Raw genomic sequence first — 13,156 nt, forward strand, 5'->3', positions numbered from 1 at the left:
GCGTGCGGGAGCAGCCGCGGAGGCTGCCCCCGCACGCATGGGACCGCAGGTGTTCGGGATCGCAGGTGTTCTAGCGCGCCTGGTAGATGCGCTTGTGACCGCTGACGCCGGCCAGCCGGAAGGGCCCGGTGGTCTGCTGCGGGGTGGGGTGGTCTCCTCCGTCGGCCGGGAAGGACCACTCGTGCAGCTCGCGGTAGCGGGCGTGGTCGACCGGCTTGCGCCTGGCTATCGCCGCCAGGTTCGCTGCGGTCCGCAGGTGTTCGCGGTAGCCGGGGACGGCCGTGCCCGCGAAGAACTCGGCGACGCTGCCGGAACCGTAGCTGAGGAAGCCGATGGGCCGGTCGGTCAGGTCGTCCGCCTGGTCGAGCAGCGCGGCGAGAGCGAGGTACACCGAGGCGGTGTAGCTGTTGCCGATGGAGGTGTTGTAGGCCACGGTCTGCCCGATGGCGTGCTCGATGTCGGCCTGGTCGGCGCTGTGGCCCGCGTGGTTGAGCAGGTGGCGGTGTGCCTTGTAGGCCATCTTTGTGAACGGCTGGTGGTAGCAGAACGCGGCGAACTCGTCGAGTGTGCGCCCGCCCTGCTCGCCGTAGTCCTTCCAGCTGCCTGCGACCGCCTGCAGGTACGCTTCGACGGATTCCTGCCCGTCGACGAGGGCGGTGGTGCGGTAGTTCGGCCGCCAGAAGTCCATCACGTCGGCGGTGAACAGGCCCGAGGCGTTCTCGATGCAGACCAGGGCGGGGTCGGCGCTGACCAGCATCGCCACCGCGGCGGCACCCTGGGTCGCCTCGCCGGGGCTGTCCAGTTCGTACTTGGAGACGTCGCTCGCGATCACCAGGACCTGCTGGTCGGGGTCGCGTCGTACGAGTCCGATGGCGAATTGCAGGGCGGCCGTGGCTCCGTAGCAGGCCTGCTTCAGTTCGACGACGCGGCAGGCCGATTGCAGGCCGAGCAGTGAATGCACGTAGATGCCGGCGGACTTCGCCTGGTCGATCGAGGATTCCGTCGCGAAGACCACCGTCCGGATCCGTTCGGAACCGTGCCGGGCGATGATCGGGGCCGCGGCGGCGGCCCCCAGGGTCACGATGTCCTCGTCCGCGGCGCACACGCTCATCGACCGCTGGCCGATGCCTATGTGGTACTTGCCGATCTCCGTGCCGTTGTACTCGGCGAGTGCCGCGTGCGACAGGACGTATTCGGTCGTCGCGAAGGAGAGATCGTGGATTCCGAAGGAAGCGGCGTTGGACATGTTCAGGCACCGACCTTTGCTGTCTTGTTGTCGCGCTCCAGTTCGACGTGTGCACGCATGAGTTCACCCGGGTTGGTCTGCGCCGCGAGCAGCGAGAGCTCGCCGCAGAGGACCGTCGCCGCCGCGATGACGGCGAGCCGGCGCGCGTTCTCGCCGGGGGCGCGGTCCACGCGGCAGCCGAGGCGGGTCAGGTTCGTCTCCACGAACTCCAGGCCCTTGCCGTTGCCCACGGTGCCGACGATCAGGTTGGGCAGATTGCAGGAGAAGTAGAGGTCACCGTCGCGGTCCTCGGCCAGGGTGACGCCCTGGGAGCCCTCGACGATGTTGGCCGCGTCCTGCCCGGTGGCCAGGTAGAAGCCGAGCAGCATGTTGGCGTAGTGGGCGTTGGCCGAGCGGATGCCGCCGGCCAGCAGGGTCCCGAGCAGGTTCTTGCGGATGTTCAGCTGGACGATCCTGGCGGCAGTGGTGTGCAGGACGCCTTCCACCACGTCGCGCGGGACGAGCAGTTCCGTGACCACGTTCTTCCCGCGGCCGAGGATGCCGTTGATCGCGGTCGCCTTCTTGTCCGTGCAGTAGTTCCCGGAGATCGATCCGTAGGAGATTCCCGGAACGGTCCGCAGCAGGTGCGTCAGCAGATTGTCGGAGGCGAGCGTGGCCATGTTGTGGCCGGAGGCGTCGCCGGTGCTGAACTCGAACCGGATGAACAGCAGGTTGCCCGCGATCTCGTGCCGGACGGTGAGCAGCTCGGCGAACCGGCTACAGCTGCGGACCACGGCGCGCAGTTCCTCGATCTGCGCCTCGATGGCGCGGGCGGCCGTGTACGCGGTCTGGGCGTCGGTCGCCTCGACGAGCACCGAGCGGGTCATGCGCTCGTCAACGAGGGTGGCGACGATGCCCTGCTCGGTGAGCATGGACACCTTCGCGCCGCGGCCCACGGAGGGCCACAGCGGTGTCTCGTAGGTGGCGAGGGGAACGTGGGTCTCGGTGTTGGCGACGTTCCCGGAGACTCGAAGGGGTCCGACCCACTTCATGGGGACCCTGGCAATGGCGTGTGTGTCGGTCACTGTGCTTTTCCTGTCGCGTTGTGAAGGGTGTCGGCCGATCGGGAACGCCGGGCGAGTCGCCCCGTGTCGATGCCCCGGTCGGCGCAGAAGGAACGGAGGGTGCCGTGGATGATCAGGTCGTTGCTCGCGAGGTCCGCGGGAGTGCGCGCGCCGAGCATGGTCTGGAGGGCCGCGAGCTGGTCCAGCCAGTTCGTGAGCTGCTCGATCAGCGCCTCGGGACCGCCGTCGAGCAGGGTGCGCAAGAACACTCCGGAGGCCCCGACGCCGGAGGCGCCCAGGGCCAGGGCGCGGGCGACGTCGAGGGGATGGCGGACGCCGCCGGAGGCGAGCACGGGAAGACCGGCGCTCTGAGCGTCCAGGAGACAGGCGGCGGTGGACTGGCCCCAGTCGTGGAGGAACGCGTAGTCGCCGAGCGGTCGCCGGCCGTTCTCGATCCGGGCGAAGTCGGTGCCGCCCCGGCCGCCGACGTCCGCCGCGTGGACCCCCAGTTGTCGCAGCAGCAGGACGGTTTCCCGGCTCAGGCCGTTGCCGACCTCCTTGACGATCACGGGTACGTCAACGGCCGCCGCGATCTTCTCGATCTGCGGGACCCAGGACCCGAAGGACCGGTCGCCTTCCGGCATGGCCGTTTCCTGCGCCGTGTTGACGTGGATCTGCAGGGCGTCGGCCTCCAGCAGATCGAGGGCACGCCGGGTGTCGTCGACCGATGCCGTCGCGTTGACATTTGCTATGACAAAACCGTGGGGGTTCTCCTGGCGCAGGACGCGGAAGGTGTCGGCGCACGTCGGGTCCTTCAAGTAGGCGTGCACCGAGCCCGACGCGATGGGTACCCCGGTCTCGCGGGCCGCTATCGCCAGACCTCGGTTGATGACGCCGGTCTTGGCGGTCCCGCCGGTCATCGCGTTGATGTAGAGCGGCACCTGCCAGGAGATCCCGGCGAAGGTCGTGTCCAGGGACACCTGCGGCCGGTCGATGCCGGCCAGGGCGTGATGGACGAAGGACACCTCGTCGAACTGGTTGATCCCGCTGCGGGTGTCCTGCTGCTCGATGGCGAGCCGGACGTGGTCGTCCTTGCGCTGAGCGCTCATTTCTCGGTCCCTTCCGGGGCGGGCCGGACGGGCAGGGGCAGCACCCCGGCCGCGGCCCACCGCTGCCGTACATGTGAGATGTCGTGCATGGCCTCGGCATCGAGCAGCGCGATGCCGCAGTCGCCGCCGCCCGCGCCCGACGGCTTGGCGGCACCGCCGACGGTTTCGGCGACCGTGCACAGGGCCGTCAGCTCGGGTGTGAAGATGCCGAGCCCGACTTCGTCGTCGAGGCGGGCCAACTCCCGCCGGGCACGGCGGATCTGGTACAGCAGGCTTTGGTCGTCGCCGGCCTCGAGAGCGGTGATCGAGGCGCGTACGAAGTCGGTGGAGGTCTCCACGAACGCGCGGTGCGACGCGGTGCCGCGCCAGATCCGGCGGTGCAGACCGGACACGAGCGAGGCGGTGGAGGCCGGGTTGCCGGTCCAGCCGACTTCGAGGGCGAGGCCGCGCGGGGCCGGAAGCCTCCGGACCGAGTGGCCCGGCCAGGGCGTGCGCAACGCCTCCTCGACGCCGTACCGGCGGGTGAGGTCGAGCACGAAGGCCCGGTCGGGTGCCTGGTACGCGATCCAGCCGCCCCAGGTACTGGCGGCGAGGTCACCGCCGGAGCCCACGGGGTCGATCCCGACCGAGGAGATCACGGCCAGGCGGTACCGGGCGTCGGGTGAGAGGTCCAGTCCGCACAGGGACGTGATGGCGTCGATCGTGGCCACGGTCACCGCGCCGCTCGACCCCAGGCCGTACTTGCGGCCGTTGTCATGCAGCCGGCTGCCGATCGAGAGGTCCAGCCCGGGCATGGGCAGGCCGCGTTCGGCCAGCAGTCGTCCCACGGTCTCGACCGCTGCCACCACGTGCGTCAGTGCGCCCCGCGCGCCGTGTCCGTCGGCTTCCCCGTTCTCCGTGCCGGGAGCGTGGAGCCGGCCGTCGAGCCATCGCCAGTTCACCGCCCGGGGGACGAGATCGGAGGAGATCACGATGTCGGCCGTTTCGGAGAGGGTCACCGTGGCGGTGATCTCCCGGTCCACGGCCACCACGATGGCCGGGGTACCGGGCTCCACCACCGCGTACTCGCCCGTGACGAACAGCTTGCCGGGCGCACTGCGGACGACCGTTCGCCCGGAGGTCATCGTCCGCCCGCGTCCACCAGGCGGGCGCCCTGTCCGGGCCCGGCGATGTGCACGGTGCCGCCCGCGGCAGCGTCGCGCACGGCCTCGGCGACCCGGTCGGCGTCCGTACGACGGCAGAGCACCTTGACGTTCGGTCCGGCGTCCATGGTCGCGTAGGCCGGTATGCCGTCGCGCCGCAGCCCCAGCACGCTGTCGAGGACGGTGAGCGAGGCGGGCGCGAGGTAGCGCACTGCAGGGCGCGCGCCCAGCATGGTCGCGTGCATGCCGAGAGAGTTGCGCTCAGCGATCTCACCCACCGTGTCGAGGTCGCCGCGCAGGAGCGCCGCCCTCATCTCGGTCAAGTCGTCCCGGCTCGACGCGGCCCAAGGCTCGAACAGGGGCGAGGTCTCGACGGTGCGGCGCATCGCCGCGCGGCTGGACACCTCCTTGGGGCCAGCGTTGACCACCGCGATGACCAGTGCGGGGTCGAGGTCGCCCGTCCGTACCGGCTCGGCGCAGGAGCTGAGGTCGGCCTCCGCGGGCGGCGCCGTGGGGTTGCCAGCGTTCCAGACGGCGAAGCCGCCGAAGATCGACCGCGAGGCCGAGCCGGAACCGCGGCGGGCCAGGCGGGAGAGACCGGTGCCGTCGAGGTCCAGTCCGTACGCGGCGGCGGCGGCGACGGCGAGCGCGGCGAAGCCGCTGGCGGAGGACGCCAGGCCCGCCCCGGTGGGTACGGTGTTGCGGGTGTCGACGACGGCCCGGTGCGTGAGCCCGGCCCGCCGGCGCACCAGGTCGAGGAACCCGGCGATGCGCCGCCGCTCCTCGCCCGCCGCGGGTACGCCGTTGAAGGTCACTTCGTCGTCCGAAGCCTCGGCGTCGAGGTGGACCCGGGTGGTCGTGGGGAAGATGTCAAGAGTCATCGACAGACTGCTGGTCCACGGCAGGAAGAGGCGCTCGTCGCGCTTCCCCCAGTACTTGATCAGCGCGATGTTCGGGTGCGCGACGGCGGTGGCCCCGTTCGCGCCCTGCCGGTCCTGCAGGCGGCGCACGGTGATCTGTTGCTCAGACATGCGTGACGAGCCTCCTCAGTGGGACGATCCACGTCTGCACGGCCCCCGCTTCGTGCAGCCGCCGGGTGACCTCTCTCGCCTGCTCGGGCTGGGTCAGAGCGAGCACGCAGCCGCCCAGTCCACCCCCGGTGATCTTGGCGCCGAGGCTTCCTGCGGCGAGCGCGGCACTCACCATCCCCTCGATCCGGTCAGTGCTCAGCCCGGCCTCGCGGAGCATTCCGTGGTACTCCGTCAGCAGGAAGCCGAGCTCCTCCGGCCGGCCGGCGGCGAGGGTGGTCACGGCTTCGCTGGTCAGTTCCGACGCCCGGCGGACGAACCGCTCCTGTGCTCCGGCGTGGAGTCGGAACCTCTCCCGCAGCTTGTCGACCGCTTCCTTGGTGCTGCCGACGGTGCCGCTGTCCGCGATGACAAACAGCGCGTCGCAGCCCACCAGCAGCGTGCGGGCCTCGCCCGCGTGGAACAGCAACGGCGCGCTCGCGCCGACGGTGATGGCGTCGACGCCGCTGGCCTTGCCGTGCACCACGTTCTCGGCGGTCTGCACCAGGTCGAACACCGTCCGCTGCGAGACCTCGCGGCCGCAGAGGTCGGCCAGGGCGAGGACGACGGCACGGGCGCAGGCCGCGCTGGAGCCGAGCCCCCTGCCGAGCGGGATCGAACCGTCGATGATCACATCGAGATGCCGGCCGTCGTCGATGCCCGTGGATGCCCTGAAGTCGGTGGTCAGCCGACGCAGCCCCTCGGATGCCTGCGTTCCGACCTCCTTCCAGGCGGATCCGGTCATCGTGAAGGACACACCTGCCGGTTCTTCACCGCGGGTGGAGAACCCGACGCTGGCGGTGATCGACAGCTGCGGAACGGGCAGGGCGAGCGCCGGGGCTCCGTAGACGACCGCGTGCTCCCCCAGCAAAATGGCCTTGGCATGGGCGTGGCCGGTGCCGACCGAGCGAGCACGGCGGCTGTCCGCTGTCCCTGCCGCCGAGGCCGGTGGAGTCGACGTGCTCAGCTCCCCTTGTCGAAATTCCATTGAGATCGCGTCATCCAGATTTCTAGGAAGGAATGAAGTAAGCCCGTTCGACCGCGCGCCGCGTCACGCCCGGGCCACCCCCGGACCACCGTGGCCGGCGGTCGCGGCCGCCGGCGCGAGCGATGTCATCGCGCAGGGCGGGCCAGGGCGTCGAGCCGCACCCGACGGTGCGTGCTCGCGGAACCGCGTCCCTGGCGGGTGCCGGGCCGGTTCTCCCCCGGTCGCCCCCGGCAGCGGGTTCCGGACGGGGTGGGCTCGCGAGGCGAGCGACGCGTGTGGCGGCGCCGGGACGGTGGCGACCCGCGCCGACGTGGTGCTCAGGTGGTCCGGAGTGTCGTGGTGGTGACGAAGGTTTCGAGGGTCTTCCTGACCTCGTCCGGGAACGGGGTCTCGTCCAGGACCCGCCGGGCACGCTGCACACGATCGGTGATCATCTGCTCTACCTTGTCGGCGGCGCCCGTGGCCCGCAGGATCCCGCGAACCGTCTCGGCGCCTGCCTCGTCCAGGTCCGGGTCGCCGACCAGGGACCTCAGCACCCGCGCCTGCTCGGCGCCGGCGGCGTGGAGGGCGTGTGCCATCAGAGCGGTCGCCTTGCCCTCCCGCAGGTCGTCCAGGACCGACTTGCCGGTCTTGGACGGGTCGCCGAAGACGCCGAGGAGGTCGTCGCGCAATTGGAAGGCCTCGCCGATCGGAAGGGCGTAGGCGGTGAAGACGTCCAGCAGGGCCTGGTCCGCTCCGGCAAGGACCGCGCCGATGTGCAGCGGCCGCTCCACGGTGTACTTCGCCGTCTTGTAGCGGATCACGGCCAGCGACCGTTCGACGTCCTCGTTGGGCTTCCCGGTGGCCAGCAGGTCCAGGTACTGACCGATCATCACCTCGGTGCGCATGGCGTCCAGCAGCGGTCGGACGGCGACCAATCGCTCGTGGTCGATGCCGCTGGAGTACAGCAGCTCGTCCGACCACACCATGACCAGGTCGCCGAGCAGGATCGCGCTATTGGTGCCGAACCGCTCGGCGGTCGTGGCGTCCGCACCCGTCTCCAGCGTCCGGTGGAGGGTCGGACGGCCACGCCGGGTGTCGGAGGCGTCCATCACGTCGTCGTGGATGAGGGTGAAGGCGTGGAAGAGTTCGAGCGAGGCCGCCGCGCCGATGACGGGCCCCGTGTCGCCGTATCCGCCCGCCGCGTGCCAGCCCACCATGCACAAGAGCGGCCGGATGCGCTTGCCGCCGGCGGTCAGGAAGCCACGCAGGTGCTCGATGAGCGAGACCAGGTGGGGTTGCCTGTCGCAGTTGGCGTCGAGGAAGGCGTTCAATCGCTCGTCGATCAGGCCGCGCAGATGAACCGAGTCCAGGGCATCGGCTCCCAGCTCGCGAAGGCTGGTGGTCGAGTTCATGTCGTTACTCCTGTTCGTCAAGACCATGTGGCCGCGTCCGCGAGGACGTGGCATGGGAGGGAAAGCGCCGAGAGGCATCACTTTCCGGCCGGGCGAAGGAGGGTCCCGGCAGTCGCCGGGCCGCACCGCAGGTGCGGGTCGCCGAGGGAGGGGCGAGTGGTGGGTGTTCGGGCCGCGCCGGATGGCATGCCCTCCGTACATGCGGGTTCACATGGTGGAGGGCATGCCGGGCAGGGGTGGGCCCGGTGCGGCACCCGCCGGGCCCCTGTCGGTCGAACGGAACGGGTTCAGCTCGCGGCGGACTGCGGCTCGCGTGCCGGCTGCCGACGGGTCGGCACCACCGTGAGCTGGTCGGGACGCAGGCTCATCCGCACGAGGGCGCGCGTGGGGCGGGTGCCCGGGGCGCGGTCCAGCTTCCAGTACTGGGCCACGGTGGCCACGATGACCTGGGCCTCGGTGAGGGCGAACGCGTCACCGATGCACTTGCGGTTCCCGGCGCCGAAGGGCAGGTAGGCGCCCTTGCGCGGAGTGGTCGACATGGTGAGCCACCGGTCCGGCTCGAAGCTGTCGGGGGCGTCGAAGTAGCGGGCGTCCCGGTTCAGCAGGAAGGGGCTGTACGACAGCTCGGTGCCGGCCGGCACGGGCAGCCCGCCGAGCGTGGTGTCGACAGCGGCACGACGGCTGAGCAGCCAGGCCGGCGGGTAGAGGCGCAGACCCTCGGCGACGACGTTGCGGGTGTACGGCAGCTTCTTCAGGTCCTCGGCCGTCACCGGGCGGCCGGCCAGCACCTCGTCGAGCTCCGCGTGCAACTTGGCGGCGACCTGCGGGTTCTCGTGCAGCAGGTGGAAGATCCACGACATCAGGACGGCGGTGGTCTCCGCGCCTCCGAGGAGCAGGGTGATGGACTGGTCGTGCAGCTCCTGGTCGGTGAAGCGGTGCCCCTCCTCGTCGACCTCCGTCATCATCGTACGCAACAGACCGCCGCCGTCGCCCGAGCGGCGGTAGCGGTCGATGGTCTCGTTCACCACCTGGTGCAGCTGCGCCTCCGCCCGCTTGTAGCGCTGGTTGCCGGGAGTGGGCAGGAAGGACAGCGCCGGCAGCGGGTTGAGCATGCGGAAGAACATGCCGTCGATCACGGTGTTCAGGGCCGTCGGGAGACCGTGGTGACCGCCCCGGCGCACCTCGCCCTCACCGGGCTCGGAGAAGAGGCAGCTCAGCGCCACGTCGGCGCTGAGGTTGCCCATCTGCATCAGGAGGTCGACGTTCTTGCCTTCCGGCCATTCATGAGCCGACACGGCTGCCTGCTTCTGCATGATGCCGACGTACTCGGCGATGCGCGCAGGGTGGAAGGACGGCTGGATCAGGCGTCGCTGCTTGCGATGGACGAGGCCGTCGACCGTGACCAGCCCGTCTCCGAGGACCGTGCGCACGCGGTCCATCACGGGACCGCCCTTGACGAAGTCCTTGACCTTGTCGGTCAGCATCTCGTGGACCAGATCAGGGTGGCACGCGATGTACATGGGGGTCGGCCCCACCATGATCTTCACGAGATCGCCCTGCTCGGGCAGTGATCGGAGGAAGGTGAGCGGGTCGCTGCGCAGCTGATTCGCGTGCCCGAGCACGGGCAGGGCATTCGGTGCGCTGCCCTTCGTGTAGCTGCGGGTTTCCTGGCCTGTCACGGAACAAACCTCCATGCGGTTAGTGGCGAACTTGTGGACCTGTCGGACTTTGCGTCGCCGCTGTCACTTCTCCAACTGGTCCCACCACCAGGCGATCTGTGGAATCGGCAGGGGCGCAGGGTTGGCGTCAGCCGGCTCGTCGGCCCAGAGCAGGCCGTAGCCACCGAAGTCCTGTTCTTCGCCGGTCTCCGGGTCGACAGGCGCGCAGTAACGGGTGGTGAAGTCCGCCCAGATGATGTGCCCGCGAATCCAGTAGCCGATCTCGTGGACGTATCGCCGCAGTTCCGGGCGGGCGGTCGCGGAGACCTGGTCACGCAGATTCAGATAAAGGGACATGATTCGGTCGCGCAGCGCGCGGACCTCGGCGACCGCTTCCTCGGGCGTGCATTGCCGGTCGCGCACCATGATGCTGATGGCGTTCTGGTCGAACAAGCCCTGGAGATTCTCCCGGTGAATGGAGATCAGGTCGTTGTCGAGACCGACGATGACGGATACGGCTTCGGAGGCGGCGCGCACCCGGGGATCGAGGCGTTCGGCTGCGGTCAGTTCGTAGCCGCCGCCGATCGGAGTGAGTGCGGTCAGCCAGGGGCCGGCCACATCGTTGCCACGCATGATCAGGTAGTCGCCCAGTTCGGGGAGTTCATCGAGGCTCTGGTTCGCACATTTCCACAGCACGCCGTCGAAGTAGCTGCAGAAACCCTGGCGCAGGTGCTCGAGCTGGCCCGGGGTCGACACGGTGGAGATGTGGTTCCAGAAGTCCTGGAAGGAGGAGAGGTACGCGTCTCCGGGCGGCACGACGGACTTGGGCGAGGCGAGGATGTGCTTGAGACGGCTGACGTGGACCGTCAGCGGTGCGGGCTGGTCCAGCCCCGGGATCACGTCGAGGTCGTCGTCCCAGGCGCCGCCCCAGTACATGACATAGGTGATGATCTCGGCGCACCGGTCGAGGACGTACGGCATGCAGTGTGCGGTGTACGAACCCGCATTCATGCGCGGCAGCCAGTCACCCTCCTTGCGGAACCCTTGCCGGAACATCCAGGCGACGGCGCCGGCATCTATTTCCTCCGGCTTGTCGTACACGGCGTCGGGCAAAGGGCAGAAAAATGGCGGAACGCCAAGTGTGCGGCGCACGGTTGTCATGCCAAAAATCCCTTCGGGCAGGACTGAGCGGCAGGAATGTCACAGTAATGCTGGGGTGGCCCCCGGAATAAACCCGGAGCATTGGACGGCCTTGGGCGGCGGGGCTGTGTGCGACCCACTACGGACCCAAATGGCGCGGACTCGAGGAACAGCACTCAATGTCAGCGCCTCAACCCCCCGCGGCATTCATTGACGTCCCACTGCCGCACCCCTCGGCAGTCATCGACGTCTCGCTGCCGTCCCCCCTCGGCAGTCCTCGACGCCTCACTGCCGTCAGAAACTAAACAGGACAGTTAGATTCGAACCATAGGGTGGCTTGATCCAGATCGAGCGATCAGGCGTTCGAAACATCCCGAGCGCGCCGCGATGTCCGATATTTAATTATTTCGCCTCCATGCTGGGTGCGACCCCTATGGCGGGAATGTGGTGCGCGCACCATAGGCCATTCACCTGAATATACCCCCGGACAAGGAGGCTCCTTTTCCGGCTAAATGGAGCTCCCAGCGTATGACCCACGTCACATGGCTGGATTTCGATCATCACATGCCGGAACCGGGAATCTCGTCCGTCGGCTCCACGCTCGCCACCGGGAGGACCCACCGGCCCCGGACACCGTCCGGCTCGCCGTCGACGCCGGGACCCGGAACGCCCCCTGGATGTGGTCTCCGTTCGACGCGTCCGGGGCGGGGCCGTTCGGCGGCCCTCTTCGGGGCGCGACGGAGGTGGAGTTCTCACCGGTGAGCCGGACGGACATGCTCTCGTCCGCCCACTCGGCGACGGAGCCGTGGACCGCGGCCCGGGGTGGGGCGGGGCGCGGCGGGAAGCCATCCGGGAGGTGGCGCCCCGGGGCCCCCGTGCGGTCCACGGACGAGCTGCCGTCCGATCACCGGCCGGACCGGAGATGTCCGGCGGGGCTCTCGTGAACGGGCGCGAGTTGGAAGGGTGAACCGCCGCCGAGGCGGTGGCCGTGCCCGCGAGGGGCAGCGCGACGGCCATGACCAGGGCCGCGACGGCCGCGGCGCGGACGCGAAGGGGAATACGGGACATGCGAGTCCTCCTGAGTCGTCCGCCGGCGGCCCCGTCCGGAAGCCGCCGAGTCCGTGACCGGACCTGATATACGGTCAGGGATACTGGTAGACAAACGATCAACGACCTCGTCGGCATACAGTCAACGCCCTGGTCAACACGGTCGCGGCACCCCGGGCAGCACCTGAGCCCAGCGTCCCGGCAGACAATCGATGGACAACGGGCCGGCAACAAGGCGCGGCCGTCAGCGTCGGCGGCGGGGAGCCCGCTCGGTGATCCGCTCCACCAGCACGGCCCGACGGACGCGGCGGGGCGGCATCGGTGTGAATCCGCGGCACGAAGAGCCCGCCAGCCGGGCACGAAGGGGCAGGGCTGCTCATGCTGGTGGGCATGTCTCATCACCTCAGCGGCCCCAACCTCCGCTCCCCTGGACGACGCCCGCCTCGACATGACGGACCTGTTCGCCTTCACCGTGCCTGGCGACCGGACCGTGCTGATCCTGAACGTCAACCCGGTCGCCCCCATCGGCGGCCAGGCGTTCCACCCGGACGCCGTCTACCGCGTCAACGTCGACACCGACGGCGACCACCGCTCCGACGTGGCGTATAGCTTCGTCTTCTCCCCGCCTGAGGACGGCCGCCAGAGCGTCACCGTCCTGCGGGCCACGGGCGAGCAGGCCCGCTCCCACGAGGCCCTCGGCCAGGAGCTCTTCATCGACGTGCCGGTGAACTTCGGCGCCGAGACCACCGCGGCGCACTCCGGGCCGTACACGTTCTACGCCGGGTTCCGCAGCGACCCGTTCTTCGCCGACCTCGACGGCATCGTCGCCAAGTTCCAGTGGACCGGCGTGGACTGGGGTGCCGACAAGAACGTCTTCGCCATCGTCCTGGAAGTGCCGAACGCCGAACTCGGCACACACCCCGAGATCGGCGTCTGGGGCCGGGTCAGCCTGCGCCAGAACGGGCAGCTGACGTCCGTGGACCGCGGCGCCCACCCCTCCCTGACCGCGTACTTCAACGCGGAAGAGGTCAAGGACGCCTACAACGCCGGCGAGCCCGCCGACGACTGGGCCACCTACCGCGAACCCTGGTCCGCCGTCCTCCAGCACTTCGGGGACTACGACCCGCAGGCCGCCGAACAGGCCCTACGCACCGTCCTGCCGGGCGTCGGGCCGAGGCGGCTTCGTGCCGTGCCGCCCCCGGAGCCCGGGGAGGACTGCGGGTGCCGTACTCGGCTTCCGCCATCAGTTACTCAAGGGCGGCCCGACCAAGCAGCCCCCGGGGCGGCGACCGGCCCCCGAGGGGCGCGGCGCGGCCCCGGGG

At 69.7% G+C, this 13,156-nt stretch carries 10 protein-coding genes; 1 reads left to right on the top strand and 9 read right to left on the bottom strand.

Going from position 1 to position 13,156, the window contains the following annotated elements; translation table 11 throughout:
* Positions 1 to 70: 70 nt before the first annotated feature.
* From ACFU7Y_RS26430 to ACFU7Y_RS26470, 9 genes are all read right to left on the bottom strand, one after another.
* Entirely contained in the window at positions 71 to 1,246 is a 1,176-nt protein-coding gene (locus ACFU7Y_RS26430; RefSeq protein ID WP_224279294.1) for a hydroxymethylglutaryl-CoA synthase, read from the bottom strand.
* A 2-nt stretch (positions 1,247 to 1,248) separates the two neighbouring features.
* Positions 1,249 to 2,277 (bottom strand): hydroxymethylglutaryl-CoA reductase, encoded by a 1,029-nt coding sequence (locus tag ACFU7Y_RS26435; protein ID WP_224279296.1) that lies wholly within the window; start codon positions 2,275 to 2,277, stop codon positions 1,249 to 1,251.
* Between the two features lie 29 nt (positions 2,278 to 2,306).
* Positions 2,307 to 3,398, bottom strand: a complete 1,092-nt coding sequence (gene fni / locus ACFU7Y_RS26440; protein ID WP_224279306.1) for a type 2 isopentenyl-diphosphate Delta-isomerase — start codon at positions 3,396 to 3,398, stop codon at positions 2,307 to 2,309.
* The gene (locus tag ACFU7Y_RS26445) at positions 3,395 to 4,522 is read right to left on the bottom strand and encodes a phosphomevalonate kinase (RefSeq protein WP_224279307.1); all 1,128 of its coding nucleotides are present in this window, start codon (positions 4,520 to 4,522) and stop codon (positions 3,395 to 3,397) included. Before ACFU7Y_RS26445 ends, fni begins: the two co-directional genes overlap by 4 nt.
* Positions 4,519 to 5,571, bottom strand: coding sequence for a diphosphomevalonate decarboxylase (mvaD, locus tag ACFU7Y_RS26450; RefSeq protein WP_380769857.1), 1,053 nt, complete (start codon positions 5,569 to 5,571; stop codon positions 4,519 to 4,521). The genes ACFU7Y_RS26445 and mvaD overlap by 4 nt, the downstream gene beginning before the upstream one ends.
* Entirely contained in the window at positions 5,564 to 6,595 is a 1,032-nt protein-coding gene (mvk, locus tag ACFU7Y_RS26455; RefSeq protein WP_224279311.1) for a mevalonate kinase, read from the bottom strand. The genes mvaD and mvk overlap by 8 nt, the downstream gene beginning before the upstream one ends.
* Before the next feature lie 317 nt (positions 6,596 to 6,912).
* Positions 6,913 to 7,989: a polyprenyl synthetase family protein gene (locus ACFU7Y_RS26460; RefSeq protein WP_380769858.1), complete on the bottom strand. Its 1,077-nt coding sequence runs from the start codon at positions 7,987 to 7,989 to the stop codon at positions 6,913 to 6,915.
* A gap of 287 nt (positions 7,990 to 8,276) precedes the next feature.
* The gene (locus ACFU7Y_RS26465; RefSeq protein ID WP_224279314.1) at positions 8,277 to 9,668 is read right to left on the bottom strand and encodes a cytochrome P450; all 1,392 of its coding nucleotides are present in this window, start codon (positions 9,666 to 9,668) and stop codon (positions 8,277 to 8,279) included.
* A gap of 63 nt (positions 9,669 to 9,731) precedes the next feature.
* The gene (locus ACFU7Y_RS26470) at positions 9,732 to 10,808 is read right to left on the bottom strand and encodes a terpene synthase family protein (RefSeq protein ID WP_380769859.1); all 1,077 of its coding nucleotides are present in this window, start codon (positions 10,806 to 10,808) and stop codon (positions 9,732 to 9,734) included.
* Positions 10,809 to 12,282: 1,474 nt separating this feature from the next.
* Here ACFU7Y_RS26470 and ACFU7Y_RS26475 point away from each other — a divergent pair.
* On the top strand, positions 12,283 to 13,156 hold an 874-nt coding region (locus ACFU7Y_RS26475), incomplete at its 3' end, for a DUF4331 family protein (RefSeq protein ID WP_380769860.1).

The sequence above is a fragment of the Kitasatospora sp. NPDC057542 genome (genome assembly GCF_042801945.1).
Classification (GTDB): domain Bacteria; phylum Actinomycetota; class Actinomycetes; order Streptomycetales; family Streptomycetaceae; genus Kitasatospora.